Genomic DNA, 24,522 nt, shown 5'->3' with positions numbered 1-24,522 from the left:
CAGGTCAGCCGCTGAACAGTCGCTGCCAGAGAGTACGGCGGCGCGGCGCCTCCGGCTCGGGATCCCGCGGCTGGACCGACTGCGGCTCGGGACGATCCCGGCGCCACAGTTCGAGTACCTCGTCCTCGTCGACCGGACCGACCGGGACCACCGCGCCGGTGGAGTCGCGGACCTGGATCCGGATCCGCTCGTTCAGGTCGCGCAGGTAGTCGCGAACCTCGGTCTCGGTCCGTAGCTTGGCGACCGTCTCGCCGATCCGCTGCTTCTCCTTGCGGAGCTGGACCGACAGCGGCAACAGCGCTTCGGTCTCGATCTGCTCGCGCCGGATGAAGTCCTTGACCCACCAGTCCGGATCATGCGGATCCGCCAGCTTCGGCAGCGGCTTCCCGGCACCGGCGAGGTTGTCGAACTCCCCGCGCGCATCGGCCTGCTTGAGCTGCAGCTGGACCCACTCCTGGGTCGTCATCCCGGGCGGCTTGCGCTCGGTCACTGTACGCACCTCCCGTACTCGGGTCGCTGTACGACGCGGAGCCCAGACAGGGCCTGGTCCCGTCATCGACCAGCCAACCATATTGTGAAGGCGTTCACAAGCGTTCTGCTGGGTCCTCCGACTCGGGCAGCGGGATCGGGCGGCGCCAGAACCGGGCGGCCGGATCGACCAGGCCGTGCTTGATCGCGACGTACCGCAGGATCCGCAGCGGGCCCGCGATCAGGACGAAGGCGAGCGGCAGCTCGATCAGGGCCGCGGTCAGCAGTGCCTGCAGGCGGTCGTCCCCGGCCTGGCTGGTCAGCACGTCGAACCACGCGTCGCACACCAGCAGGACACCGGCCGCGAACCCGGTCGGGAACAACAGCTGGCTCCGCCGCCAGCCCGCGATCGCGGTCAGCGCGAGCATCACCACCAGGATGATGTCGAAGCCGACCCAGGTACTGACCCAGTTCCGCGCCACGTACCGGTCCGGCAGCGTGACCGCGAGGTACACCGTCCACGGCACCAGGACCGCGATCGAGAGCAGCAGCAACGCCAGCCGGAAGTGCCGGATCCGCTCGATCGTCCGTCGCGACGGCAGCAACCCGGGTGGTGGCCCCGGGGCCAGCCGCCGGATCAGCTCCCGCCGTTCCTGGGGGCTCATCGCCTCGATCTCTTCGTCGGTCAGCCTGACACCGCTCACACCGGCATGCTCACATGAGAGGCTGAACAACACCGAGTTCCTGGAGCGAGAGGACCCGTCCGTGTCGGCTGCCATCCTGTCCGTGATCGCCGGGGAACGCGTCCCGAACCCGGTCCGCACCACCGACTCCACCAACCCCGCGAACACCGCCGAGGTGGTCGGCGAGATCGGGTCCGCCGGACCGGAGACCTTCGTCGCCGCGGCAGAGGCGGCACGGCACGCGCAGTCCGGCTGGGCAGCGGTCCCGGCTCCGCGGCGCGGCCAGGTGATCGCGAACGTCGGCCGGCTGATGACCGCGAACAAGGACCGCCTCGCCGCCCTGGTCACCCAGGAGATCGGCAAGCCACTCGCGGAGGCGCTCGGCGAGGTCCAGGAGATCATCGACACCTGCGACTTCTTCCTCGGCGAGGGCCGCCGGCTCTACGGCCAGACGGTGCCGTCGGAGATGCCGGACAAGCAGCTGTTCACGTTCCGCCGCCCGGTCGGCACCGTCGCGGTGATCACGGCCGGCAACTTCCCGGTCGCGGTTCCGTCCTGGTACATCGTCCCGGCCCTGCTCTGCGGCAACACGGTGCTGTGGAAGCCCGCGGAGTACTCGGCTGTGGCCTCCGACGCGTTCCACCAGATCTTCACCCGCGCGGGCGTCCCGGCCGGGGTCTTCAACCTCGTGTACGCCGACGGCCCGGACACGTTCGCCGGACTGGAGCAGGCCCTCGCGGCCGGGCTGATCGACAAGGTCGGGTTCACAGGGTCGAGCGAGGTCGGCCGCCGGGTCGGCGAGTTGTGCGGGCGGCACCTGCAGACCCCGTGCCTCGAGCTCGGCGGCAAGAACCCGATGGTGGTCACCGAGGACGCCGACCTCGACCTCGCCGTCGAGGGCGCGCTGTTCTCCGGATTCGGGACCGCGGGGCAGCGGTGTACGTCGCTGGGCACCGTGATCGTGCAGGAGTCGGTGCACGCGGAGTTCGTGGCGAGGTTCGGGGCCGCGGTGGCGTCGGCGGCGATGGGCGACCCGCGCGAGGACGTGCTGTTCGGGCCGTTGCTGGACGAGAAGTTCGCGGCCGGGTTCGAGAAGTCGCTCGGCTGGATCGCGGCCCACCACCGGGTGATCGGCGCCGTCGGCCGGGTCGGCGCGGACAACCCGCGGGCCGGGTTCGTCGGGGATCCGGCCGCCGGGCTCTTCTACCACCCGGTGATCGTCGACGGGGTCCGGTCCGACGACGAGCTGTTCCTCAACGAGACCTTCGGGCCGGTCGTCGGGATCACGACGTACCGCGAGCTCGGCGAAGCGATTGCGCTGGGCAACAAACCCGGGTACGGGCTGTCCAGCTCGATCTACACCACCGATCCGAACAAGGCGTTCCGGTTCGCGCAGGGGATCTCGGCCGGGATGGTGAGTGTGAACAACTCGACCTCGGGCGCCGAGGCGCATCTGCCGTTCGGCGGGAACGGGAAGTCGGGCAACGGCTCGCGGCAGAGCGGCGTGTGGGTGCTGGACCAGTTCACCCGCTGGCAGTCGATGAACTGGGACTACTCGGGCAAGCTGCAGAAGGCGCAGATGGACGTCGAGACGGTCGAGGCCGACCTGGACTTCCTGCTGCCGTCCACCGGATCAGCTGGTCGGGCCTGAATGGCGGCTCGGCTCCCGGCGCGTGCCGAGGTGGTGATCGTCGGCGGCGGGGTGATGGGGACGAGTATCGCGTTCCACCTGGCCGAAGCCGGCGTCGAGGGCGTCGTCCTGCTGGAGCGGGACGCGCTCGGTTCGGGCTCCACCTCGAAGGCGGCCGGTGGTGTCCGGGCCAACTTCTCCGACGAGGTGAACATCGCCCTCGGGACCCGCAGCCTCGCGGCGTTCGCGGACTTCGGCCGCCGGCCCGGCCAGGAGATCGACCTGCACCAGGTCGGGTACCTGTTCCTGTTGTCCACCGCCGAGCAGGTGGCCGGTTTCGAGGAGAGCACGCGGCGGCAGAACGCGGCCGGTGGACCGACCCGGATGATCTCCGTCGACGAGGCGATCGCGCTCGCCCCGCTGGTCTCGGCCGCCGGTCTGGTCGGCGCCTGCTTCTCGCCCGACGCGGGACACTGCTCACCGGAGTCCGTCGTCCTCGGGTACGCCGGGGCCGCCCGCCGCTTGGGCGCAACCTTGGTGACCGGGTGCGAGGTCGTCGGTATCGATGCTGTCGGCAACCAGATCCGTTCGGTCCGGACCAGCCTCGGCGCGATCGGGACCGGGACCGTGATCTGTGCGGCCGGGGCGTGGTCGGCCGGGCTCGGCGAACTGGCCGGGGTGGAGCTGCCGGTGACCCCGTTGCGCCGCCAGATCGTGGTCACGGCCGAGGTCCCGGGGTTGCCCGCGGACCTGCCGATGACGATCGACTCCGACAGCACCTTCTACTTCCACCGGGAGGGACCGGGGCTGCTGATCGGGATGTCGGACCCGCTGGAGCAGCCGGGATTCCACCTGGACCGGACGGACGCCTGGTTGCCGCGGTTGACCGAGGCGATGGAGCGTCGCGCCCCGAGTCTGCTCGACGTCGGCCTGACCAGCGGGTGGGCCGGGTTGTACGAGCTCACGCCGGACCACAACGCGCTGATCGGCGCGGCCGAAGGCGTGGACCGGTTCCTCTACGCGACCGGGTTCTCGGGGCACGGCTTCCTGCAGGGACCGGCCGTCGGCGAGGTGATCCGGGACCTGTACCTCGGGCGGCCACCGGTGGTCGACGTGAGCCCGCTGGATGTCCGCCGCTTCCGGGCCGCGGGTGCGCGCACCGAGTACAACGTGGTCTGAGATGACGCTGCTGCTGACCCGGTCGGACATCCTCGGCCTGCTCGACGTCCGGTCCGTCCTGCGCGTCCTCCGGGCCGGATTCACGGCTACATCGGCTCTTGAGCCACTCCGAGTGCGAACCGATCTCCCTGGCCCCGGTACCGCGACCGCGTTGCTGCCCGGGGTGATTCCGGGGATCCCCGGCTACACCGTGAAGGTGAACGCGAAGTTCCCCGGCGCGACCCCGGCGCTGCGAGGCGTGGTGTGCCTGCACGACGAGAACGACGGATCGTTGCTGGCGCTGCTCGACTCGGCCACGCTCACGGCCTGGCGTACCGGGCTCGCGGCCGCGCTGGCCACCGACGTCCTCGCCCCGGCCGGCGCCCGTACCGTCGGCGTGATCGGGGCCGGGGCGCAGTCGGCGATGGTGGTCCGCGGGTTGACGGCGTTACGGGGCCTGGATCGCCTGGTCGTCCACGATCTCGATCCGTCCCGGGCTCGCGAGTTCCTTGCCACCCAAGGGGTTTCTGGCGCCTCGGCCGATCATCCTGGCGAGGTGGCTGCGCGGGCGGAGATCGTGGTGCTGGCGACGTGGTCGCGGTCGCCGTTGGTGTCCGCGGCCGACGTACGCCCTGGCCGGCACTTCACCACGCTCGGGGCGGACGAGCCGGGGAAGGTGGAGCTCGACGCGGACCTGCTGACCGGCGCGCGGGTCTTCGTCGACGATCCCCGGCTCGTCGTGGAGATGGGTGCCCTGGGCAACGTCGGCCTGGGGGCGGACGTGGTCGCCGGGACGCTCGGCGAGGTCCTCACCGAGGCGGTACCGGGCCGCCGCTCGCCGAGCGAGGTGACCGTGTACGCACCGGTCGGGCTGCCCTGGCAGGACCTCGCCCTCGCCTGGCCGGTCTACCAGGCGGCCGTTGCCACCGGCACGGGCCGGCAGATCGACTTCCTCGCCTGAGTTTCCGCGGCTCAGTCGGGGACGGCGCCGACGGTGAGGTTGATGCCCGTCCCGGTCAGGGCCTTGGCCTGGTCGGAGGCGGCGAACACGGCCACGGTGCCGACGTCGTCCAACGTGGCCGCGCGCTGCAGCAGGGTCTCCCGGACCGCCGCGGCCGTGATGGCCGCGCGGGTCTGCTCGTCGAAGCTGTCCGGGATCGCCTCCGGGATACCGCCGGTCTGCAACGTGAGCACGCGGATGCCGTACTGGCCGAGCTCGACGGAGAAGTTCCGGCGGAGTGCCTCGACCGCGCCGAAGCCGGTCTGGAAACCGCCCAGGTTCGCTGCCGGCGGGCCGTACCCGCCGAAGGTCAGGACGACGCCCGAGCGCTGCTTGATCATCTGCCGCGCCGCCGCCCGGGTGGTGAGGTAGAAGGTCCGCACCGCGGTGTGCACCGGCAGCTCGAAGGTGGCCAGATCCTGCTCGACCAGCGGCGTCCCGAACTGCTGCTGGTGCCCGATCAGGTTGAACGACACGTCGATACTGCCGGCACTCGCCGCGACCTGCTCGGCGTGCTGGTCGACCGACGACTCGTCGAGCGCGTCCACCTCGGCGGTCTCGGCGGTCCCGCCGGCCGCGCGGATCTCGTCGGCGACCTTCTCCAGCCGGGACCGGGTCCGCCCGGCCAGGTGGACGGTGGCCCCGGCGGCGGCGAAGGACCGGGCGACCGCACTGCCGATCGGGCCGGCCGCCCCGTAGACGATGGCGTTCTTCTCACTGAGCAACATGTCAGGCCTCCTCGGCCATTCGGGTGACGAGCGCGTCCAGCTGTTCCATCGACGCCCGGATCCCGCGCTCCATCCCGTCCCGGACATAGAGGTCGCGGTCCTCGACGGTGAAGAAGACGGTGTTCTGGGTCAGCGTGGTGATCCCGTCACGTTCTTCGAAGGTGATCGTGTTCAGGTACACGACCCCTGGCTGCCGGTCGAACTCGTACGTCTGCACGATCCGCTCCGGCGTAGGTGTTCCGTGGTACAGACCGTGGAAGGCGTACCCGCGGCCGTTCGTGTCGTAGTGGGTCCAGCGCCACCTGCCGCCGTGCCGTGGATCGAGCTGGTTCACCGTCAGCGTCAGGTTCGCCGGCCCGAGCCAGCGCGGGACCAGGTCGGGCTCGGTGTACGCGCGGAACAACAGCTCGCGCGGCGCCCGGAACTCGCGGACGATCACGACCTGCGGTACTCCTGGCTCGGCGGTCACGCGGGTCTCGGTCATCGGTCGTCCTCCGGCTCGGTCCGGTCCTGGAGCTCGTCGAGCAGGTCGTCGAGGCGATCGAAGCTCTCGCCCCAGTAGGCGCGGTAGTCCATCAGCCAGCTCACGGCTTCCCGCATCGGTTCGGCCTCGAGGTGACTCAGCCGCGCCGTCGCCCGGCGGGTCCGGGTGATCAGGCCGGCCTGCTCCAGCACCTTCAGATGCTTGGACACGGCCGGCTGCGACATCGCGAACGGCGCCGCCAGCTCACCGACGCTGGCGTCGCCCCGGGTCAGCACCCGCAGGATCTCGCGCCGGGTCGGGTCGGCCAGCGCCCCGAAGACTCCACTCAGACGATCCATCTTTATAACCAATCAGTTTCAGAACCAATAGGTTAAGAATGGGGGCAGAGCTCTCCCGCTGTCAAGACACGAGCGGGAACGTCCGGGTCAGTTGCCGGACGGCGGCGTGGACGGCTCGGAGGTGTTCCGCGGCCAGTTGTCGGGGTTGCACCAGTCCGGATCCCAGCCGCGCTGCCGGCAGTACTCGCGGAGGATGTCCTCACGGGTCGGCGGGCGCCACGTCGGCGTGACCGGCGGACGGGTCGGTGTCGTCGTCGTCCTGGTCGGCTTGGGATCGCGCGACTCGGTACGCTCGGGCACCCGGGTGGTCCGGGTCTTCGTGGGCTTGACCGTCGGCTTCACGGTCGGCGTCCGGGTCGGCGGTGGCGGCGTGGACGGCTTCGGCACGGTCGGGCTCACCTTCGGCGGGGTGACCGTCGGCGTCGGGCTCTTGTCGTCGAGTACGGGCGCGACCTGCAACTGCGGCGGCTTGTCCTCGCCGTCGAACAGCCCGATCGCGGACAGCGCCCAGACGTTGATCGCCAGGAAGAGCGCGATCCCACCGGCCCCGGTCAGGACGGCGCGCCTGGACGTCCCGCCGTACCGGCCGACCGGCCCGCGGACCGTGTTGCCCTTGCCGTCGACCCAGAACCGCCAGCCCGCCGGCGCCGGCGGCCAGTCCGGATCCGGCCGCCAGGTCTTCGGCGGCACCCAGCTGCGACGCGGCGGCGTGGGCCAGTTTGGCGGGACCACGAACCGCTTCACAGATCCTCCTCGCCGACGAAAACCCGACCCAGGCTAGACCAGAACCACCGGGCCCGGCACCCGCGAAACCTCAACAGAATGCCAAGAACACAAGGCACAACGACCGAGCCCCCCGAAAAGCTACTTCCCCCGTCAGCGATCTCGCCGGCAGGTAAGGTAAGGCTCGCCTTGACTTCGTCGCCGAGGAGAGCCCGATGTCCGTCCCGCCCGTCCTCCGTCGTGCTCGATCGTCATGGGTCGCCGTTGTCGCCGTGGTGCTCGCGTTGGCCGCGAGCCTGGTCGCGTGCGGCAGCGACGACGGCCCGGAGACCACGGCTGCCGGCGGGGAAGGGTTCCCGGTGACCGTGGACCACCTGTTCGGCTCGACCACGATCCCGGCGAAGCCGCAGCGGGTGGTGACGATCGGTGGTGGGGACATGGAGGCCGCGATCGCGCTCGGGGTGGAGCTGGTCGCCGGGGCCGACTGGTTCGGGTTCACCGAGACGCGCGGCTGGGTGAAGGACGCGCTCGGCGATCGGCCGGCGCCGAAGTTGATCCAGGCGTACGAACCGAAGTTCGAGGGGATCGCGGCGCTGAAGCCGGACCTGATCCTGTACGTCAACAGCGTCAACGACAAGCAGCAGTACGAGACGTTCGCGGCGATGGCACCGACGATCGCTGCGCCGCCGGGGACGAAGAACGTGTACGGCGTCGCGTGGCAGGACCAGGTCCGGTCGATCGCGAAGGCGACCGGGACGTCGGCCGAGGCGGAGCAGGTGGTGCAGCGGACCGAGGCGCTGATCACCGACACCGCCAAGGCCAACGAGGAGTTCGCCGGGAAGGTGATCACCGCGGGCGTCTACTCGTCGGGCGAGCTGTCCGCCTGGTTGCCGTCGGATCCGCGGATGCGGCTGCTGACCGCGCTCGGGTTCAAGCCGAACCCGCGGATCGCGGCGATGGACAACGGCGACTTCTACGTCAAGCTGCCGGACGAGGACATCGGCAAGCTGGACGCCGACCTGATCTTCCTCGCCGCCGCGGACCAGAACGGCAAGATCGATCCCGGCGTCACCGGCAACAAGTTGTTCGCCGCCCTGCCCGCGGTCAAGGCCGGCCACGTCGCGTACTTCGGCGGTGCCCCGGTGATCAACTCGAACTCGGACAGCGGCCAGTTCTCCAGCGCGTTCTCGATCGGCGGCCCGCTCGGCATCAAGTACGCGCTGACCAAGCTGGTCCCGCAGCTCAAGGACGCGCTGACCCAGAACTGAGCAGGTCCGCCAACCGCCGCAGATCGACCCCGAACGGCCGATCCGCCTCGATCACCGGTACCGCGTCCGCCGTCGCGCCGAGCAACTCCGCCAGCGCGACGGGGACCGGCCGCTTCGCCAGGAAGAACGCCTGGTGGACCGCCAGCAACTCGCAGGCCGTGACTTCGCGGGTCAGCCGGACCGCCTCGGTGAGGACACCGGCCGCCTCCCAGCTGAACGTCTGCACGTCCTCCTGACCGTTGGAGGTCTCCGCCGTACCGATGGACGAGGGCACCGTGAGACGCCGCAGCGAATGCACCGCGGCGACCGCACGCTTGTGCACGGCAACGAGTCCCGCCTGCGGGCCAGGGTCGTACGCCAACTGCGCCGGCAACCCGGTCACCTCGGGATCGAGAAGCCGGTGGAGTCGTGCCGTCGACACCTCGGCCGCATGCGCGAGCGCGGCCACCAGGTGATCGCAATGCGCGGCCAGGTCGATCCCGTGGAACCCGGCCGTGCCGACGAACGCGCCGTCCAGGTACGCGGGTGAGTCGGTGACACCGTCCAGGGCGCGGGTGACCGCCTCGTCCAGCCGTCCGAGTGCTCGACGAACGTGGGCGAGCACCTGTGGTACGACCCGGAACGAGACCGGCGCTTGCAGGGACCGTGGTTGGGATTCGGGGCCGGCGAGCTCGAGGATCCGGGTCTGCTCGGCTTGAAGGAGTTCGTCGCCGCGGCCGGTCGACGGGTGGTACGGATCGCGGTTGGCGCCGATCACGGCGATCGCCCCCGCGGCGATCTCGGCCATCCGGTCGGCCAGCCGTTCGGCGGCACGCACTTGCGAGTACGCCCGGCCGGTCGTGCCGGGAATCCCAGCCAGTAAGGCGATTCCTTCCTTGGGACCGAGCTCGAACGGCGGCAGCAGGCCCTCGGCCGGGACCTCACGACCATCGGCGTCCAGCAATGTGCCGATCCCGGTCAGCGGACCGAAGGCATGCGCGAGCGGGATGATCTCGCCCGCCGACCCGGCGCCCTCGGCCGGGATCGCGGGGACGTACGGACTGTTGATGAGGGCAACCAACTGCCCGCAGAGCGCGGCCGATACTCCGGCATCACCGGTGAGGAACGTCCGCAACCGCGTGACCACGACAGCGCGAGCCTGGTCCGGCGGCAACCACGGTGGACCGCCGACCGCGCGGCCGAGCAGCAGGTTGCGCTGGTGGGTCCGCTGTTCCTCGTCCGAGAGGCGAACCTTGCTCAGCGCCCCCATTCCCGTGGTCACGCCGTAGACCGGATCACCCGAGCTCAGCGCCCGCAGTACCTCGGCTCGTCGTGCTTCCACGCGGGCGAGCAGCTCGGCGGAGAGTTCGATCGGTAGCTGCGCGCCCGGAGTGAGGTCCCGTGGTTCGTCGACGATCATGGCGGCGGCTCAGTGGAACCGGAGCATCGTGCCGACGTCGGCGGCCTCGGCCTTGCGCAGGATCAGGTGCGCCACCGCCACGTCGAGCAAGGACAGCCCGCGATGCCAGAGGAGGTTGCGCTCGGCATCGTCCTCGCGCCCCGGTTTCCGGCCGGCCACGATCTCGCCCAGCTCGGCGTACAGGCTCTGCTCGGACAACCGGCCGGTGTCGACGTGGCGGCGCAGCGACCCGAATCGGCCGGACCGCGCCTCCCGCCAGTCGTCCACGACCACCTTGTCCATCACATCGAGCAGGTCCAGTTCGACCGCGCTGATCGTGCCGTACGGGACGACGAACGCGCCGGGCTTCACGGCCGCGGTCCGCAGCAGCGGCTCCGGCTCGGTCAACCGGCTGGCCTCGACCAGGATGTCCGCGCCGTCGAACACCTCCTCGGCCGTCGCCACCACCCGGACCGGGGTGTCCAGCACGGCCGCGAGCTCGGCGCCGAACGCCTCCCGCGACTCCGGCCGCCGCGACGTCGCCCGGATCTCGTCCAGGTCGAACAGGTCGTCCAGCATTGTCACGTTCCACCAGGCGGTCCCGCGGGAACCGACGTGCCCGAGGACGCGACTGTCCCGGCGCGCCAGGTGTTTCGCGCCGACCGCGGTCATCGCGCCGGTCCGGGCGGCCGTGATCATGGTCGCGTCCAGCACCGCCAGCGGTACGCCGGTGGTCGGGTCGAACAAGGTCGCCATCGCGAGCTCGCTGGGCAGCCCGACCTGGTAGTTCGGGACGAAGTCGCCGACCACCTTCACCCCGCTGACCCCGTGCTCCCCGAGCCGGTCGAGATGGCCACGCAGGACGTTGAAGTGGCCGATCCCGCCGTTGTCCGGGCGCAGGTGGACCCGGGGCTCGAAACTGGTCCGGCCCTCACCGTGCTCGCGGATCGCGTCCTCCACCGCGGCCACCAGCTCGGGCCGGGTCAGTCCGAGCCCGTCGATGTCCGGCCCGGACAGGAAGCGCAACCAGATCCCCTCGGCCATGAACCCTCCGATCGGCGACTTTGGTCTCGACCCAGGGTGTCAGCCACCGACTTCGGTATCCCGGACCGTCTCAGTCGCTGATCGGGCGGTCACGCGCTGCTAGCGTCCTCGGACCGGGGGCGATGGCCAAGGAGGGCTGCGATGAGCACGGGTACGGCGACGGTGATCGGGCGGACGACGACGGACAAGGTGGTGTTGTTCGGCGGGCTGCCGCTGGTCGGCCTGGCGCTCGGGTTCTTCCTGCCCCGGATCGCGGACTGGGCCGTCGACAAGCCGTGGCTGCCGATGCCCGGACCGGTGGAGGTGGTCGCCCGCCTGGAGGGGTGGTGGGTGGTCGTCGTGCTGACCGTGATCGGCCTGGTCGCCGGGGTGTTCCTGGCCGCCGTCGCGCTGGACGACGTGCTCAAGGTGACCGTAACCGACGCCGAGGTCGAGTTCCTGAAGAACGAGAAGACCGGCCGGGTGCCGCGGGATCAGGTCGCGGTGGCGTTCCTGGACGGCAAGGAGATCGTGCTGCAGGACGGGACCTCGCGCGAGCTGGCCCGGGAGAAGCACGACCAGCTGAAGTCCGAGGCGAAGCGGATCCCGGCGGCGTTCCGGGCGCACGGGTACCCGTGGTCCGACGACGGCGACCCGCACGCCGAGAAGTTCCGCCGCTGGGTCGAGGACGATCCGGAGCTCCCGGCCGCGGTCAACGCGGTCCTGCGGGCCCGGAGCAAGTCGTTTGCCGCCGGGGACAAGGGCAAGGCGGACCTGCGTGAGCTCCGCGACGAGATCGGCAAGCTCGGCTACGTCGTCCGCGACCGCGACGAGAAGCAGTACTGGCGCGCTGTCTGACGACGCGCTTCTCTGTTCCGGAGCGCTTCGGCCGGGCCCGGGTCGGCCGCTGGCCGGTCGGGTCGTCAGCCGTCGAGGAGCGTGAGGAGGGCTTCGGCGTACGCCTGCTCGGCGTCGGGTGAGGTGTGCCGACTACCGTCGGTGTTCTGGACGGTGTAGCCGTCCGGGCCGGCCTCGAGCCGGCTGAAGTGGGTACCGAGCAGGGTCCGGAGCTGCTCCTCGCGTGGCAACCAGATCACCTCGCGCTGCTCGATGCTGTCCAGCGCCCACTCGGTCGTCCCGTTGAACCCGATCACCTTGCCACCGGGATAGTCGTGCACCTCGACCGTCATGTCGCTGACGACGAACACGTCGTCGTCCATCCCCCGGTCCGGGACCACGAACCGATCGCCCGCGCCGGGCACCCAGAGCGCGCCGGCCTTCCGTAACCGCTTCGCCTGCTCAACCGTGATCACCCTTCCATCCTCCCCGCCCGGCTCAACCGGTTCACCTCCCCGCGCGTCGTCGCCTCCGGCCACCGCCGCGGACCACCGGACCCGAGCACCGGGAACGACGGCGGCCGGCCCGGCTGGGAGGGGCCCCTCAACCCTGTCCCACGCCAAGCCGGCCGAGCCGGTGGCAGTTCCTCCTCTCTGGTCGATCGGTCACCTGGAAGTCAGCGGGTGAGCGCCTGCCGCAGCTCGTCGGCGCGGCGGGCCACTCGGTCCCGGGTACCGGTGGTGAAGCGGTGCAGCGGCAGGTCGACGACGGCGCCGGCCTGGGCCGGGGAGACGGCGAGCAGGTCGCGGACGCGGCCGACCGCGGCGTCCCGGTCGGAGGCGGCCGCGATCGTGTCCAGCACCTCGGCGCGACGCTCGAAGGCGCGGAGTACGGCGTCGTAGATCTCCAGCTGGGAGAACGCCGACCGGTCCGGTTCCCGCTGCACGGTTCGATCGTCCTCCTTCGCGCCGCTTCGCACCACCTGTCGCCACAGGGCGGGGACGGCGTTGCGGTCGCGGCGCCGGCGCAGCGGCGGCCGGGCGAGCGGCTGGGTCAGTGGGTGGGCCGTGGTCGTATACATAACTGTCTCCCCTGATCAATCGTGCTTGGCGACGGCGTGCGGTTCGCGCGGCGGGCAGGCGCGGCCCGGCGTGGTGAGCGCCTCGAAGTGCCACGGCTCGTTGTCGTAGCGGCGGCACAGGCCGAACCGGTAGCCGTTCTCGTCCAGCCAGGTCATCCCCGCCCGCGGACCGATGTCGACCGCCTTGCCCTGGACGTGCGCGGAGTACTCCGGCGGCAGCACCCAGCGGGACGCCGCCTTGAAGGACCCGTACTTCTCGACCGCCTCGGCGAACAGCTTGGCCTGCTTGGCGGAACTGCGCCGGCCCGACGTGATCGTGATCGTCACACCGTCCTTCCTGGCCGCGCCGATCGCCTTCAGCAACCGGGTCCGCAGCTTCGGCGACATCCCCTCGGTCGAGGACTCGTCGTACGACGGGGTGGTGGCCTGCTTCTTCGGCTTGGGCGTGGCCGGCTGCCGGCTCGGGGTCCGGGTCGGCGTCCGCGACGGCGTCCGGCTGGGCGTACCGGCCGGGGTGCTGGCGTCGACCGGCGGCGGGGTCGTCCCGCCCGGGCCCGAGCCGCTGACCACCGGTTGCTTATCCGCGCCCGAGCCGATACCGGCGAAGTCGGCCAGCTCGGCGTGCCAGACCAGCGCGGACAGCAGCACGGCGACACCCGTCACGGACAGCACCTGGGCCCGCACCGAGAAGGTGCGCCGCGGTGAGTCGTTGGTCATGGGGAACAGCCTTCCAAGTCAGCCGGGTGTGTCGCATCCGTCCCAGGGACCGTCCTCGACGACGTGAGGTGGACCCTGGGTAGGGGGTCGGACGCGTTTCCTCCTCCGAAAGTTGGAGCCGGGCCCGTTCCGGCGGCTGAACCGGTGCTTGCCGATCCTCGTTACGCTGAGCAAGGTGTGGACCTTCTGGCGCCGGTTGCCGACGCTGCAGCAGGATCTGCTGCTCGCGGCGATCATCGGTGCCGGCTGGTACGCCGCGCTCAGCCTGATCAGCTCCAGCGACCTGCGGCCGGCCAACCCCAGCGTCTCGGTCGTGACCGGCGTGTTCCTGGTGATCACGGTCGCCTGCGGCCGGACCCTGCCGCGCAGCACGCTCGTCTTCGTCTCGGTGCTCTACCCGTTCGTGTACGCCGCGGCCGGTACCGGGCTGGCTGAGCAGCTCGGCTTCCGGGTCTTCGGGCAGCCGCGGATCAGCGACGCCGCGCTGCAGTCGGAGATCCACCTCGTCCCGCTGCTGGTGGTCGGGTACATCGCGGCCGCAAGCGGGGTGCGCCGGGTGACCAGCCTGTTCTGGACGATGGGCAGCCTGGCCGGGATGATGGTCGGCCTGCCGGCGGTGGTGGCGATCGTGCTCAGCCAGGTGAGCGGGATCACCAGCGTCCGGTACCGCTCGCTGCCGCGCGACCTGTCCTCGCTGTACACCTACGTGGACGTATCACTGTTCGTGTTCGCGGAGGCGTTGATCGCCGGCATGGTGCTGCTCGGCGCGAACGCGTTGCGGCGCCGCAAGAGCCTGCTGGTCCTGGAGGCCCGCAACGCCGAGCTGATCCGGCTCCGCGCGGTCGAGGCCGAGCGGGTCGCCGCCGCCGAGCGGACCAGGATCGCCCGGGATCTGCACGACGTGGTCTCGCACCACATGAGCGCCGTGGTGATCCGGGCCCAGGCGGCCGACCGGGTCGCCGACCAGAACCCGGCCGCGCTGCGCGAGGCGGTCCGCTGGATCATTGCCAGCGGCAAGGAAGCGCTGACGGCGATGCGGGAGACCGTCCGGGTGCTGAACACGGCGACCTCGGCCGAGCCCGGCGCCGAGACCGCCCCGGTCCCGGACCTGGCCGCGGTGGCCCGGATGGGCGAGCGGCTGAAGGCGGTCGGCGTCGACGTCAGCATGGAGCTGCCGACCCGGAGCCGGGAACTGACCTCCGCGATCGACCTGACCGCGGTCCGGATCATCCAGGAGGCGCTCACCAACGTGATGGTGCACGCGAAGGCGACCGCGGCCGCCGTCAGCTGGCAGAGCGGGCCGCAGGGCGAACTGCTGACGATCGACGACAACGGTGCCGGCGGACCACCGCCGGTGAACGTGCTGGAATCGGCCCGGCGGAGCGAGAGCGGCCGCGGCAACGGGCTGATCGGGATGCGCGAACGAGCCATGGCCTGCGGCGGCACCCTCGCCGTCGCGGCCGGACCCCTGGGTGGATGGAGAGTGCAGGCATGGTTGCCGCCGCAGAAGTGACCGAGCAGATCCGGATCCTGGTCGCCGACGACCAGGGCGTGATCCGGATGGGCCTGGCGATGATCCTCGACCACGAGCCGGACCTGACCACGGTCGCACAGGCCGGTGACGGCGAGGAGGCGCTGCGGCTGATCGAGCAGTACGACCCGGACGTCGTGCTGATGGACATCCGGATGCCGGTGATGGACGGGCTGGTCGCGACCGAGCGGATCACCCAGGCCAACCGCGAGACCGGGCGGCAGCGGCCGGCGGTCCTGGTGCTGACCACGTTCGACGACGAGGCGTACGTGCTGAGCGCGGTCCGTGCGGGCGCGTCCGGGTTCCTGCTGAAGGACACCGACCCGGACCTGCTCGTCTCGGCGGTCCGCGCGGTGTACCGGGGTGACTCGCTGGTCGACCCGGCGTCGACCCGCGTCCTGCTGGAGCGGTGCGTCGAGCTCGAACGCCAGGTCGGCAACCCGGTCACGGGTCAACCGGCGCCGGCTTCGGCCGTCGCGGGCGGTCGCTGGGCCGGGCTGCTGGCGCAACTGAGCGACCGGGAACGCGACGTACTCGTCTGGATGGCGCGTGGTCTGTCGAACCGGGACCTGGCCGCGAAGCTCTTCGTCAGCGAGACGACCGTGAAGACCCACGTGAGCAGCGTGCTGTCGAAGCTCGGCCTGTCCAGCCGGGTCCAGGCCGTCGTGGTCGCCTACGAGGCGGGCGTGGTCCGGCCCGGCGAGGCCGAGGTTCGCTGGGACTCGTGAGCGATCACCGCACGAGGTAGACCACGACGGCCGCGGCGGCGGCGAGGACGACGACAAGCGTCAGCAGCTGGGCCCGGATCGACGCTTGCCGGCGCCGGGGCAGAAAGTCTCCCGTCATACCCACCAGGGTGCCGCCCGGAACCCGGCCGGACATCGGCCGACGGAATGGTCGAGGCGTCAACTTTCGGACGGACTTCGGGTCATCCCCCGGTAGTAGTTGCCGTGGGCACCTGCCCGGCGACGGACGGTCAGCGCCGGACGTCGGAGCCGGGTGGTCAGCGCCGGGTGGTCAGCGCCGGGTGGTCAGCGCCGGGTGGTCAGTGCCGGCCGCGGTGCAGGCGGATCGTCACCACGACAACGTCGACCGCCCCGACCAGGGCCAGCAGCAACGGCGCCACGACGTACCCGGCCGGAACGTTGTGCCGGGCAAGCACCACGGCGATGGCGACGAACATCGCGACCCCGATCAGGGCGAGGACCAGCCGCAGCCGCAACGCGCTCTGCGCCGGCGCCGCACCGTGCTCCTCGAAATAATGCTCGCCCCACGGCATCCCGATCACCTCATCGCTTGCTCCGGTCCTCCGGGTCACCGACCGGGCCGCGGGTCGCGAAGTACTCGGCGGCGACCTTCTTCGGTACGCACATCTGCCAGGCGTCCAGGACCAGCTCGCGCAGTTCCGTGGGGTCGAGGGCGTCCAGGTGGACCTGGATCCAGCGGAACCGCTCGTCGGAGGGCCGCGGGCGGAAGAACTTGTCCGGCTCGGCGGCGATGGCGGCGTCCCGCTCCTCCTTGGGGAACCCGATGCCCATCGACAACTCGTCCGCGGCGACCGCGAGATAGACGATCTGGCCGACCCGGTACTTGATCCGGTCCCGGACCAGCACCTCGTAGCTGCGCGGCAGGCCCTCGGTCGCCGCCCGGATGTCCGCCAGATCGACCATGGTCCGAGCCTAGACGGCAAACCTGCCAGCCGCAGTCAGCGTTCTCGCATCCGGCCGGTCTCCCAGGCCCACGCGGCCAGCTCGACCCGGTTCCGGGCGTCCAGCTTGGTGTGCAGATTGGCCACGTGGGTCTTGGCCGTCCCTGGACTGATCACGAGCTCGGCGGCGATCTCGGCGTTGGTCCGGCCGAGGGCGACCAGGCGGATCACCTCCTCCTCCCGGTCGGTCAGGTGCGCGGTGCGGGTGGTCCGCGGGGTGAGTTCGCGCAGCAGCCGGGTCGTGACGGCCGGGCTGATCATCGCGTCACCGGCGACCGCCGCGCGGACCCCTTCGACCAGCAGGGCCGGTCCGGAGCGCTTGAGCAGGAATCCGCATGCGCCGTTGCGCAGGGCGGCGAAGACGTACTCGTCCAGGTCGAAGGTGGTCACCACCAGGACCGGTACCGGGTCGGCGACCGCCGGTCCGGCGAGCAGCCGGGTCAGCTCCAGACCGTCCAGTTTCGGCATCCGGATGTCGGCCACCACCACGTCCGGGCGGAGTTCCTCAGCCAGGCGGACCGCCTCCTCGCCGTCCGCCGCCTCGCCGACCACCTCGAGGTCCGGCTGGGCGTCGAGGATGATCCGGAACCCGCCGCGCACATCAGCCTGGTCGTCGGCGAGCAACACCCGCACGGTCATGAGGCCGCTCCCAGCGGGAGGGTCGCGGACACCTGCCAGCCACCCGGTACCGGGCCGGCTTCCAGCTCACCGCCGAGCGCCTCGACCAGTTCGGTCAGCCGGACCAGGCCCAGGCCGCCTCCTCGGCGGCTGCTCCGGACAGGGGTGGCATTGGTGGTGTGGTTGGTGACGACAGTGGTCAAGCGGTCCGCGGCCTGGCCGACGGCGACGGTGATCCGTGTCGTGGCCGGAGCGTGCCGGCGGATGTTGGTCAGCGCTTCGGCGACGATCCGATAGGCGGCCGCCCCCACTTCGCGGGGCGGTTCCAGCGGCGGAAGCTCGAGGGTGACGTCACTCGCGTATTGCTCGACCAGGTCCGGGAGATCGGCCAGGCCGTACCGCGCCGGGCCGGGGCTGAGGAGGTGAACTGTTCGGTCCATCGAGGCCAGCGCGCGGAGCCCGGCCGCTTCGATCCGCCGGAGCGCTTCCTGGGCGATCGCAGGGTCCTTGCTCACCTGGCCGGCCTGCGCCTGGGCGACGATGCCGCTCACGTCGTGCGCGACGAAGTCGTGCAGGTCCCTGGCCAGGCCAAGCCGCTGGGCCTGCCTGGCCTCGTGGACCGCCCTGACCCGGCGCCGGTCGAGCAAATGCAGGTACCGTCCAGCGCCCCCGACGGCCGCCGCCAGCCCCGCACACATCAGACACCCGAGCAGGGCACCTCGGCTGCTACTGGGCGGGACTACTTGCAAAGTGATTCGCAACGACGACAAGGCGATCGCTACGGCGAACAACAGTCCTCCGGTACCGGCACCTCGCCGCACCAGCCAGTACAACAGGCCAAGCGAAACGACCAGTTCGGCGAGCCACCACAGGGCCACCCCGTTGTCCGCCGGCCCGCGGTAGATCGCCGTGACGGCTCCGGAAACCACCGCGAGCCCACCCGCGGCCAGGTCGTGCCACCTCTGCCGTCCGGGGGAGACGGAACGGCTGGAAATCTGCTGCTCGGGCGATGCGCCGGCGTGGCCGTTTTCCGTTGACTGGTCGGCATGACTCACCTCAGCATCCTAGGAGCCGGTGTGGCTCTTCTCCTGGCCGCGCCGCTGCCTCCGGTGCAGCCGGCCACCGATCTGCTCCGGGCAGACACCAACCGGGACGGCGTCCTGACCGCTGCCGACGATCAGCGCGCCGGTCGGCCGATCATGCTCGCCAATCTCGACGACGACCAGTCCCGGTGCCCGAAGGCACCGTCTACCGGTCGCTTCTCCGATCAGGCGCTTGCCGTCTGCAACGACGCGGCGGACGACCAGGTGAACGGTGCCCGGGACCTGCGGGACCTCGCGCCGCTCGAGATCCGCCCTGCTCGCGGTACCGGACGTCTTCTCCCCGACCGGCCCGACAAGGCCCGGGTGTTCATCCAACGCGAGGGGCGATTCGTACCGCTCGGCAACGACCCGATCGAGCTCAGCCGGGGAGCACGCCTGGCGGTAGAGGCCCGGGACGTCGTCCGTGACCCTGCGGCCTGGTCCGGCCAGGTGACGCTCACCCTTGCTGTCGACGGCCGCAGGGACCAGCTGACCTTCCAGGTGGCTCCCGTGCTGTTCCAGCACGACCTGATGCCGCTGCGGCGAGCGGTTGTCGCGAACACCTCCCCGCCGGCCGGCCTCGAGAGCGCCCCGCGGCCGACAGGCAACAAGAGTGCCTCACTGCCGGGAGAGGCCGAGTACCGGCGGGATCTGCGCAAGGCGCTGGACGCCGAGGGTCTGCGGCAGCCGTTCGTCGAGTGGCCCGCCGGTGGCGACCAGTGGCTGGGTGACATGTACAAGACGGCCTACATGTCGCTCCCAGGTCCGGGTGGGACCGAACACCGGATGACGGTCAATCTCCGCTCCCCCGCGGTACCGCCGGAGCCGCCCAGCCGTGACCGTCCTCTCCGGGACGCCTCGCGGCCGGTGTTCACACTCCTCCGCGGGCCCGATGTCGCCGGGATCCAGGAGTTCGACCCGGCCCGGATCGATACTCCCGAGGACAACCTGTTCTACGGCTCGGCCAGCTCCACGGGGAACTTCGGCACGATCCCGCCGACCCCGGAGTACCCGCTCGGACGGATCGTCTACGGCGGCGCAGGCAAGTTCCGTCCGGACGACTGGTTCACCCGGATGCTGAAGGCCCAGGGTCACCAGGACCCGTTGATGGTGGACACGACGTGGCTGGGGGTGGGGCACCTGGACGAGTTCCTGCACTTCGTACCGGCCGACAACCGGCAGGGCTGGGTGGCGGTGGTGGCTGATCCGGCCCTGGGCTGGCGTCTCCTGCACACCGTGGCGGGCGACCAGCTTCTCGTCCAAGGCGTCGACCCGGCCAAGACGGATCACCCGGGCCTCACGGTCAAGCAGGCACTCGAGCTTCCGGAGCTGATCGACGGTACCCGGATCGCGACAGCAGGTGTCGCCAGGGCGCTCAAGCAACTAGGGCTCACCGAGCAGCAGATCGTCCGTGTCCCTGCGCTGTTCAAGAAGCTCGAGATCCCCGCGGGATATCCGCGGGACAACCTCACCGTCACGGCCCTCCCAGACGCTGCCAACGGGATCAGCACCGGCACTGGGGCTTACCTGGCCCCTCGGCAGCATGGCCCCCGCAAGAACGGCCGGGACGTCTACGAACACGCCGTCGAGCAGGCGCTCGGACGAGTCGGCGTACGGACTCGGTGGGTCGAGGACTGGGACTACGCGCATCACGTGGGGACCGCGGGCGGCGAGCTGCACTGCGTCACCAATGTCGAACGGGACCTCCGGGGGACCGCCCGCTGGTGGGACTAGGACACTAGTTACGGTTGATGGATGTCCAAGGATGTGGTCAGCGCGGTCGAAGGGGCCGAGGTGGTGTTCCGCCTCGCGGACCCGGAGCACGCGCTGGCCGGGGTTCGGCTCTGGGAGGAACTGGGGCTGACGGCGGACCTGCTGGAGTTCAAACCGGTGGACTACGGCTGGGAGCTCCGGCTGGCCCGGCCGTCGGTGCACCGGATGGAGTACCTGTTCGACATCGCCGGTCAGGGCATGCGCACCGATCCGACCAACCCTCGCGTCGTCGGCGGTGCTTTCGGGGACCACTCCTGGCTCCCGCTCCCCGGCTACGTCGAGCCTGGGTGGATCCAGACCGAGCCCATCGCTTCCACCCTCACTCCACTCCCAGTGGCCGACACCCCCGTCGGTACCGTCGAGACACAGGTCTGGGCGCCCGAGGGCATCGGCCCGAGTTACGAGCTCCCCCTGCTCCTCGCCCACGACGGCCCGGAGTTCGCCTCGTACGCGGGGCTCACCCACTACGCAGGCGCTATGGTCGCCAGCGGCTCCCTTCCGCCGTTCCGGCTTGCTCTGCTCCGCCCGACCACCCGCAACCCGTGGTACGCGGCCAACGCGGACTACGCCACCGCCCTCACCCAGCAGGTGCTGCCGGCGATCCAGAGCCAGTACAAGAGTCGTGTGCCGGTACTGATGGGCGCGAGCCTGGGTGCGCTGGCGGCGTTGTACGCCGAGTGGAACCACCCGGGCACGTTCGCGGGGTTGTTCCTGCAGTCGGGGTCGTTCTTCACGCCGGCGACGGATCCGCAGGAGTCCGGGTTCGAGTTCTACGCCGAGGTGACCGGTTTCGTCGGTAAGGTGCTCGCGGCGGGTGAGCCGCCGAGCCGGCCGCTGGTCGGGATGACGGCCGGGACGCCCGAGGAGAACGTGCACAACAACCGGGTGATGGCGGCCCACCTGACCGAGCTCGGGCTCGACGTCCGGTTCGACGAGACCCCGGACATGCACAACTTCACCGCCTGGCGCGACGTCCTGGATCCCGGTCTGACCGACCTGGTGAACCGGGTCTGGTCCTAGTCTCTCGCGGGTGCTCAGGACACTTGCGGGATTTGCCGCGTTCGGTCTCTTCTGGGGTGCGTGGGGTGCGATCCTGCCCGCGGTCCGGACCGAGGCCCGGGTCGGCGACGGGGAGCTCGGGATCGCGCTGCTGATGGTCGGGCTCGGGGCGCTGGTCTCGATGCGGTTCACCGGGTACCTGATCGACCGGTACGGCGGGATCGTGCTGCCCGTGGTGATGGTGGCGTTCGGGATCTGCGGGGTCCTGCCGGCGCTGGCCGGGTCGGTCGTCGGGCTGGCCGGTGCGCTGTTCCTGCTCGGGATGACGTCGGGCGCGACCGACGTCGCGATCAACGCCACCGGGTCGGCGGCCGAGGCGGCCACCGAGCGTCCGTTGATGAACCTCGCGCACGGGCTGTTCTCCGTCGCGGTCGTCGTCTCCAGCCTCGCCACGGCGGGCCTGCGGGCGACCGGGGCGGGGGCGTTGCCGGTACTGGGTGGCGTTCTCGTGCTGATCGTCCTGGTCGTCGCCTTCGCCTTGGCTCCCGGGTCGGCCGCGATCCGCCCGGTCACTGCCAAGCCGGTCAAGCGTCGGCTGGAGCCGGCGCTGCTGGTCTTCGGCGGCCTGTGCGCGCTCGCGTACGTGGTGGAGAACGCGTGGCAGAGCTGGGGCGCGGTCCACCTGGACACCTCGCTCGGTGCGGCGCCCGCTCTCGCGTCGAGCGCACCGGCCGTGTTCGCCGCCGCGGCCGCGAGCGGGCGGATCGGTGGCAACGCCCTGCTCACCCGGTTCCGTCCGGTTCAGCTGCTCGTTGCCGGAGGCGCCGTCGCGGCCGTCGGGTCGATCGTCGCGGCCACCGCCACCAACGCGTGGGTCGCGCTGGCCGGGATCGGCGTGGCCGGGCTGGGTACGTCCGTCTGCGCGCCGACCATCATCAGCATGGCGGGCGCCTGGGCCGGTCCGGAGCGCCGTGCTGGCGCGATCTCCACGGTGACCACGCTCGCGTACCTCGGCTTCCTGCTCGGCCCGGCCGCTGTCGGAGCCGCGTCGAGCGCCTGGACGTTGCCGGTGGCGCTCGGTGGGGTCGCGGTGCTCGCCGTGCTGGTCGCCGTACTCGGGCCGGTGGCGGGACGCGCGACGACCAGGCAGCCGGTCTGAAGACATGCGAGGGTGAGCGGACGGAGACTGGTGCGGGGTACAACTAGCTTCAAGGGGTGAGGCCGGTGGAGCGGGAGCAGGTCGAACTGGACGCGCCCGGGCTGGACCGCCCCGGCACGCTGATCCGCTACGGGCACTACGGCCGACCGGTGCTGGTGTTCCCGAGCGAACAGGGCCGGGCCTGGGACTACGAGAACAACGGCATGGTCGACGCGGTCTCCGGACTGGTCGAGGCCGGCCGGGTCAAGCTGTACTGCGTCGACTCGTTCGACCACCTGAGCTGGTCCGACCGGGGCATCCCGCTGGAGGACCGGGCCCGCCGGCACGAGCAGTACGAGTCCTGGATCGTCGACCAGGTGGTCCCGGCGATCGGCGCGGACTCGCCCGGCGCGAGCGACATCGTCACCACCGGATGCAGTCTCGGCGCCTTCCACGCGCTGAACTTCGCGCTGAAGCGGGCCGACCTGTTCCCGATCGCGATCTGCCAGTCCGGCAACTACGACTCCGCCAGTTGGCACGCCTGGGGTGACCGCGGCGACGCGACGTACTTCAGCAACCCCGCCGACTACCTGCCGAACCTGGCGGGCGATCACCTCGAGTGGTTGCGCAACCGCGTGTTCCTGCTGCTCGTCGTCGGTCAGGGGGACTGGGAGACGCACCCGACCGGCTCGCTGCCGTCCGCGCGGTCGACTGCCGCGGCGCTGGCGTCGAAGGGCATCCCGCACGAGCTGGACCTGTGGGGCCACGACGTCGCGCACGACTGGCCGTGGTGGCGCAAGCAGATCGCCCACCATCTGCCCCGCTTCTGTTGACTTTGTTGATCTTTCGGGTTCGCTGATTCTGGTTCGTCGATGCTGTTGAGGAGTTGACCGTGGCTGACCGTTCGCACCACCTGATCGGATTGCTGCTCGGGGCCGAGGAGGACTGGCCGCAGGCGTTCGAGGCGCTGCTGCGGCGGGTCGGCCCGGTCAAGGACAAGTACGGGACGACGCACGAGTTCAGCTCGGACCGGTTGACGATCGAGCCGTTCGACCTGACCGACCCGGTCCGTGTCGGGCTGGTGATCGACCGGCTGGCCTACTGGTACTACCACCCGCGTGAATGGCTGAAGAAGGCCGCGCTGATGAACGGTACGTACCTGCTGAACTCGCCGTTCACGTTCCAGTCGATGGAGAAGCACAGCGCGTACTGCGCGATGCTGCGGCTCGGGCTGAAGATCCCGCGGACCGTGCTGGTGCCGTACAAGAACCCCGTCGACAACGTGCGCTGGGCGTACACGGCGGCCAAGTACAACCGCCCGTTCGACCTGGACGCGATCGCCGACGACCTCGGGTACCCGCTGTACATGAAACCGTTCGACGGTGGCGGCTGGCGTGGCGTCTCCCGGATCCGCGACCGCGACGAGCTGCACCGCGCGTACGACGAGTCCGGCGAGATGCTGATGCACCTGCAGGCCACGATCGACTACGACGTCTTCGCCCGCGCGCTGTCGATCGGCGCCGAGACGATGGTGATGGACTTCCGCCCGGACGAGCCGATGCACAACCGGTACGCGGTCTCGCACGACTTCCTCAGCCCGTCCGCCGGCCACCAGGCGGTCGCGATCAGCCGGATCGTGAACGCCTTCTTCGGCTGGGAGTTCAACTCGTGCGAAATGCTGGTCAAGGGCGATTCGGTGCATCCGATCGACTACGCGAACGCGTGCCCGGATGTGGCGATCACCTCGCTGCACTACTACTTCCCGTGGGCGATCAGCGCGTTGGTGAAATGGTCGGTGTTCTCGCTGGTGACGGGGCGCCGGACGAAGGTCGACCTGCACACCGAGCGGTACTTCGCGGTGGCCGACGACGACTCGCTGGACTACGACGCGAAGCTGAACGCGTACCTGGCGCTGGCCGACGAGCACTTCGACACGGCCAAGTACCGCGAGTGGTGCGCGGAGAACCTGGCCGACTTCGACACGCGCTTGGTGGACTGGGCGGCCGGGCCGGACTTCGATCGCCTGCTGCGCGAGACGGTGGAGGCGACGTACCCGGCACATGAGCGGGAGAAGTTCCTCGCGCACTTCCGGGGACTGACGAGGCTGTGGGTCGAGGACCAGTCGCGGTGACTCCCGTCTGAGCTGGTCCTGCCTAC

Annotated in this window: 27 protein-coding genes; 12 read left to right on the top strand and 15 right to left on the bottom strand. The window is 70.6% G+C overall.

Annotated elements, in window-relative coordinates; genetic code table 11:
• Positions 1-4 precede the first annotated feature (4 nt).
• Together FB561_RS12650 and FB561_RS12645 are read right to left on the bottom strand one after the other, a co-directional pair.
• Positions 5-490, bottom strand: coding sequence for a DnaJ family domain-containing protein (locus FB561_RS12650; RefSeq protein ID WP_145806283.1), 486 nt, complete (start codon positions 488-490; stop codon positions 5-7).
• 94 nt (positions 491-584) lie between these two features.
• Positions 585-1,172, bottom strand: coding sequence for a hypothetical protein (locus FB561_RS12645; protein ID WP_202880599.1), 588 nt, complete (start codon positions 1,170-1,172; stop codon positions 585-587).
• Between the two features lie 61 nt (positions 1,173-1,233).
• Between FB561_RS12645 and FB561_RS12640 the strand changes: the two genes are divergently transcribed.
• The 3 genes from FB561_RS12640 to FB561_RS12630 are packed head-to-tail and all read left to right on the top strand — an operon-like array spanning position 1,234 to position 4,900.
• Positions 1,234-2,802: an aldehyde dehydrogenase family protein gene (locus tag FB561_RS12640; protein WP_145806282.1), complete on the top strand. Its 1,569-nt coding sequence runs from the start codon at positions 1,234-1,236 to the stop codon at positions 2,800-2,802.
• Positions 2,803-3,960: an NAD(P)/FAD-dependent oxidoreductase gene (locus FB561_RS12635; protein WP_145806280.1), complete on the top strand. Its 1,158-nt coding sequence runs from the start codon at positions 2,803-2,805 to the stop codon at positions 3,958-3,960.
• Between the two features lies 1 nt (position 3,961).
• Positions 3,962-4,900 (top strand): ornithine cyclodeaminase family protein, encoded by a 939-nt coding sequence (locus FB561_RS12630; RefSeq protein ID WP_145806278.1) that lies wholly within the window; start codon positions 3,962-3,964, stop codon positions 4,898-4,900.
• A gap of 11 nt (positions 4,901-4,911) precedes the next feature.
• Here FB561_RS12630 and FB561_RS12625 read toward each other — a convergent pair whose 3' ends face one another.
• The 4 genes from FB561_RS12625 to FB561_RS12610 all read right to left on the bottom strand — a co-directional run bounded on the left by FB561_RS12625 (position 4,912) and on the right by FB561_RS12610 (position 7,233).
• Positions 4,912-5,667: an SDR family NAD(P)-dependent oxidoreductase gene (locus tag FB561_RS12625; RefSeq protein ID WP_145806276.1), complete on the bottom strand. Its 756-nt coding sequence runs from the start codon at positions 5,665-5,667 to the stop codon at positions 4,912-4,914.
• A gap of 1 nt (position 5,668) precedes the next feature.
• A complete protein-coding gene (locus FB561_RS12620; RefSeq protein ID WP_145806274.1) occupies positions 5,669-6,151 on the bottom strand; it encodes an SRPBCC family protein in 483 nt (160 codons plus the stop codon).
• Positions 6,148-6,489 (bottom strand): ArsR/SmtB family transcription factor, encoded by a 342-nt coding sequence (locus FB561_RS12615; protein ID WP_145806272.1) that lies wholly within the window; start codon positions 6,487-6,489, stop codon positions 6,148-6,150. The genes FB561_RS12620 and FB561_RS12615 overlap by 4 nt, the downstream gene beginning before the upstream one ends.
• Positions 6,490-6,576: 87 nt before the next feature.
• Positions 6,577-7,233 (bottom strand): hypothetical protein, encoded by a 657-nt coding sequence (locus tag FB561_RS12610; protein ID WP_145806271.1) that lies wholly within the window; start codon positions 7,231-7,233, stop codon positions 6,577-6,579.
• Between the two features lie 194 nt (positions 7,234-7,427).
• Here FB561_RS12610 and FB561_RS12605 point away from each other — a divergent pair, with 194 nt between their 5' ends.
• Positions 7,428-8,480 carry an iron-siderophore ABC transporter substrate-binding protein gene (locus tag FB561_RS12605; RefSeq protein WP_145806270.1) on the top strand — a complete coding sequence of 351 codons (1,053 nt, stop codon included), beginning with the start codon at positions 7,428-7,430 and terminating at the stop codon, positions 8,478-8,480.
• Here the strand turns inward: FB561_RS12605 and FB561_RS12600 are convergent.
• Both FB561_RS12600 and FB561_RS12595 read right to left on the bottom strand, forming a co-directional pair.
• Positions 8,455-9,879, bottom strand: coding sequence for an aromatic amino acid lyase (locus FB561_RS12600; RefSeq protein WP_145806269.1), 1,425 nt, complete (start codon positions 9,877-9,879; stop codon positions 8,455-8,457). The two genes, FB561_RS12605 and FB561_RS12600, sit on opposite strands and share 26 nt — an antisense overlap.
• A gap of 9 nt (positions 9,880-9,888) precedes the next feature.
• Positions 9,889-10,902: an ornithine cyclodeaminase family protein gene (locus FB561_RS12595; protein ID WP_145806268.1), complete on the bottom strand. Its 1,014-nt coding sequence runs from the start codon at positions 10,900-10,902 to the stop codon at positions 9,889-9,891.
• A gap of 141 nt (positions 10,903-11,043) precedes the next feature.
• Here FB561_RS12595 and FB561_RS12590 point away from each other — a divergent pair, with 141 nt between their 5' ends.
• Entirely contained in the window at positions 11,044-11,739 is a 696-nt protein-coding gene (locus tag FB561_RS12590) for a YqeB family protein (RefSeq protein WP_145806267.1), read from the top strand.
• Between the two features lie 65 nt (positions 11,740-11,804).
• Here FB561_RS12590 and FB561_RS12585 read toward each other — a convergent pair whose 3' ends face one another.
• From FB561_RS12585 to FB561_RS12575, 3 genes are all read right to left on the bottom strand, one after another.
• Positions 11,805-12,194, bottom strand: a complete 390-nt coding sequence (locus FB561_RS12585; RefSeq protein ID WP_145806266.1) for a pilus assembly protein CpaE — start codon at positions 12,192-12,194, stop codon at positions 11,805-11,807.
• 200 nt (positions 12,195-12,394) lie between these two features.
• A complete protein-coding gene (locus tag FB561_RS37860; RefSeq protein ID WP_170284649.1) occupies positions 12,395-12,799 on the bottom strand; it encodes a hypothetical protein in 405 nt (134 codons plus the stop codon).
• Positions 12,800-12,814: 15 nt separating this feature from the next.
• A complete protein-coding gene (locus FB561_RS12575; RefSeq protein WP_145806265.1) occupies positions 12,815-13,516 on the bottom strand; it encodes a M15 family metallopeptidase in 702 nt (233 codons plus the stop codon).
• Positions 13,517-13,691: 175 nt separating this feature from the next.
• Between FB561_RS12575 and FB561_RS12570 the strand changes: the two genes are divergently transcribed.
• Both FB561_RS12570 and FB561_RS12565 read left to right on the top strand, forming a co-directional pair.
• Positions 13,692-15,029 (top strand): sensor histidine kinase, encoded by a 1,338-nt coding sequence (locus FB561_RS12570; RefSeq protein ID WP_238334785.1) that lies wholly within the window; start codon positions 13,692-13,694, stop codon positions 15,027-15,029.
• A complete protein-coding gene (locus FB561_RS12565) occupies positions 15,026-15,775 on the top strand; it encodes a response regulator (RefSeq protein ID WP_170284847.1) in 750 nt (249 codons plus the stop codon). The genes FB561_RS12570 and FB561_RS12565 overlap by 4 nt, the downstream gene beginning before the upstream one ends.
• Before the next feature lie 317 nt (positions 15,776-16,092).
• Here the strand turns inward: FB561_RS12565 and FB561_RS12560 are convergent, their stop codons facing one another.
• The 4 genes from FB561_RS12560 to FB561_RS12545 are packed head-to-tail and all read right to left on the bottom strand — an operon-like array spanning position 16,093 to position 18,071.
• Positions 16,093-16,326: a DUF6343 family protein gene (locus FB561_RS12560; protein ID WP_145806254.1), complete on the bottom strand. Its 234-nt coding sequence runs from the start codon at positions 16,324-16,326 to the stop codon at positions 16,093-16,095.
• 10 nt (positions 16,327-16,336) lie between these two features.
• Positions 16,337-16,717 (bottom strand): MmcQ/YjbR family DNA-binding protein, encoded by a 381-nt coding sequence (locus tag FB561_RS12555; protein WP_145806252.1) that lies wholly within the window; start codon positions 16,715-16,717, stop codon positions 16,337-16,339.
• A 35-nt stretch (positions 16,718-16,752) separates the two neighbouring features.
• Positions 16,753-17,394: a response regulator gene (locus tag FB561_RS12550; protein WP_145806250.1), complete on the bottom strand. Its 642-nt coding sequence runs from the start codon at positions 17,392-17,394 to the stop codon at positions 16,753-16,755.
• Positions 17,391-18,071, bottom strand: a complete 681-nt coding sequence (locus FB561_RS12545) for a sensor histidine kinase (protein WP_145806249.1) — start codon at positions 18,069-18,071, stop codon at positions 17,391-17,393. The genes FB561_RS12550 and FB561_RS12545 overlap by 4 nt, the downstream gene beginning before the upstream one ends.
• A 378-nt stretch (positions 18,072-18,449) precedes the next feature.
• Between FB561_RS12545 and FB561_RS12540 the strand changes: the two genes are divergently transcribed.
• From FB561_RS12540 to FB561_RS12520, 5 genes are read left to right on the top strand one after another with little or no spacing between them, the layout of a single operon-like run.
• Complete coding sequence (locus FB561_RS12540; protein WP_170284648.1) at positions 18,450-20,189, top strand: protein-arginine deiminase family protein; 1,740 nt, start codon at positions 18,450-18,452, stop codon at positions 20,187-20,189.
• Between the two features lie 21 nt (positions 20,190-20,210).
• Positions 20,211-21,248, top strand: a complete 1,038-nt coding sequence (locus tag FB561_RS12535; RefSeq protein ID WP_145806245.1) for an alpha/beta hydrolase — start codon at positions 20,211-20,213, stop codon at positions 21,246-21,248.
• Between the two features lie 10 nt (positions 21,249-21,258).
• A complete protein-coding gene (locus tag FB561_RS12530; protein ID WP_145806243.1) occupies positions 21,259-22,386 on the top strand; it encodes an MFS transporter in 1,128 nt (375 codons plus the stop codon).
• 56 nt (positions 22,387-22,442) lie between these two features.
• Positions 22,443-23,198, top strand: a complete 756-nt coding sequence (locus FB561_RS12525; protein WP_238334784.1) for an esterase family protein — start codon at positions 22,443-22,445, stop codon at positions 23,196-23,198.
• Positions 23,199-23,257: 59 nt separating this feature from the next.
• Positions 23,258-24,496: an ATP-grasp domain-containing protein gene (locus FB561_RS12520; protein WP_145806241.1), complete on the top strand. Its 1,239-nt coding sequence runs from the start codon at positions 23,258-23,260 to the stop codon at positions 24,494-24,496.
• Positions 24,497-24,522 lie beyond the last annotated feature (26 nt).

This window comes from Kribbella amoyensis (assembly GCF_007828865.1).
GTDB lineage: Bacteria > Actinomycetota > Actinomycetes > Propionibacteriales > Kribbellaceae > Kribbella > Kribbella amoyensis.
This window is presented reverse-complemented; position numbering and strand designations above follow the sequence as displayed.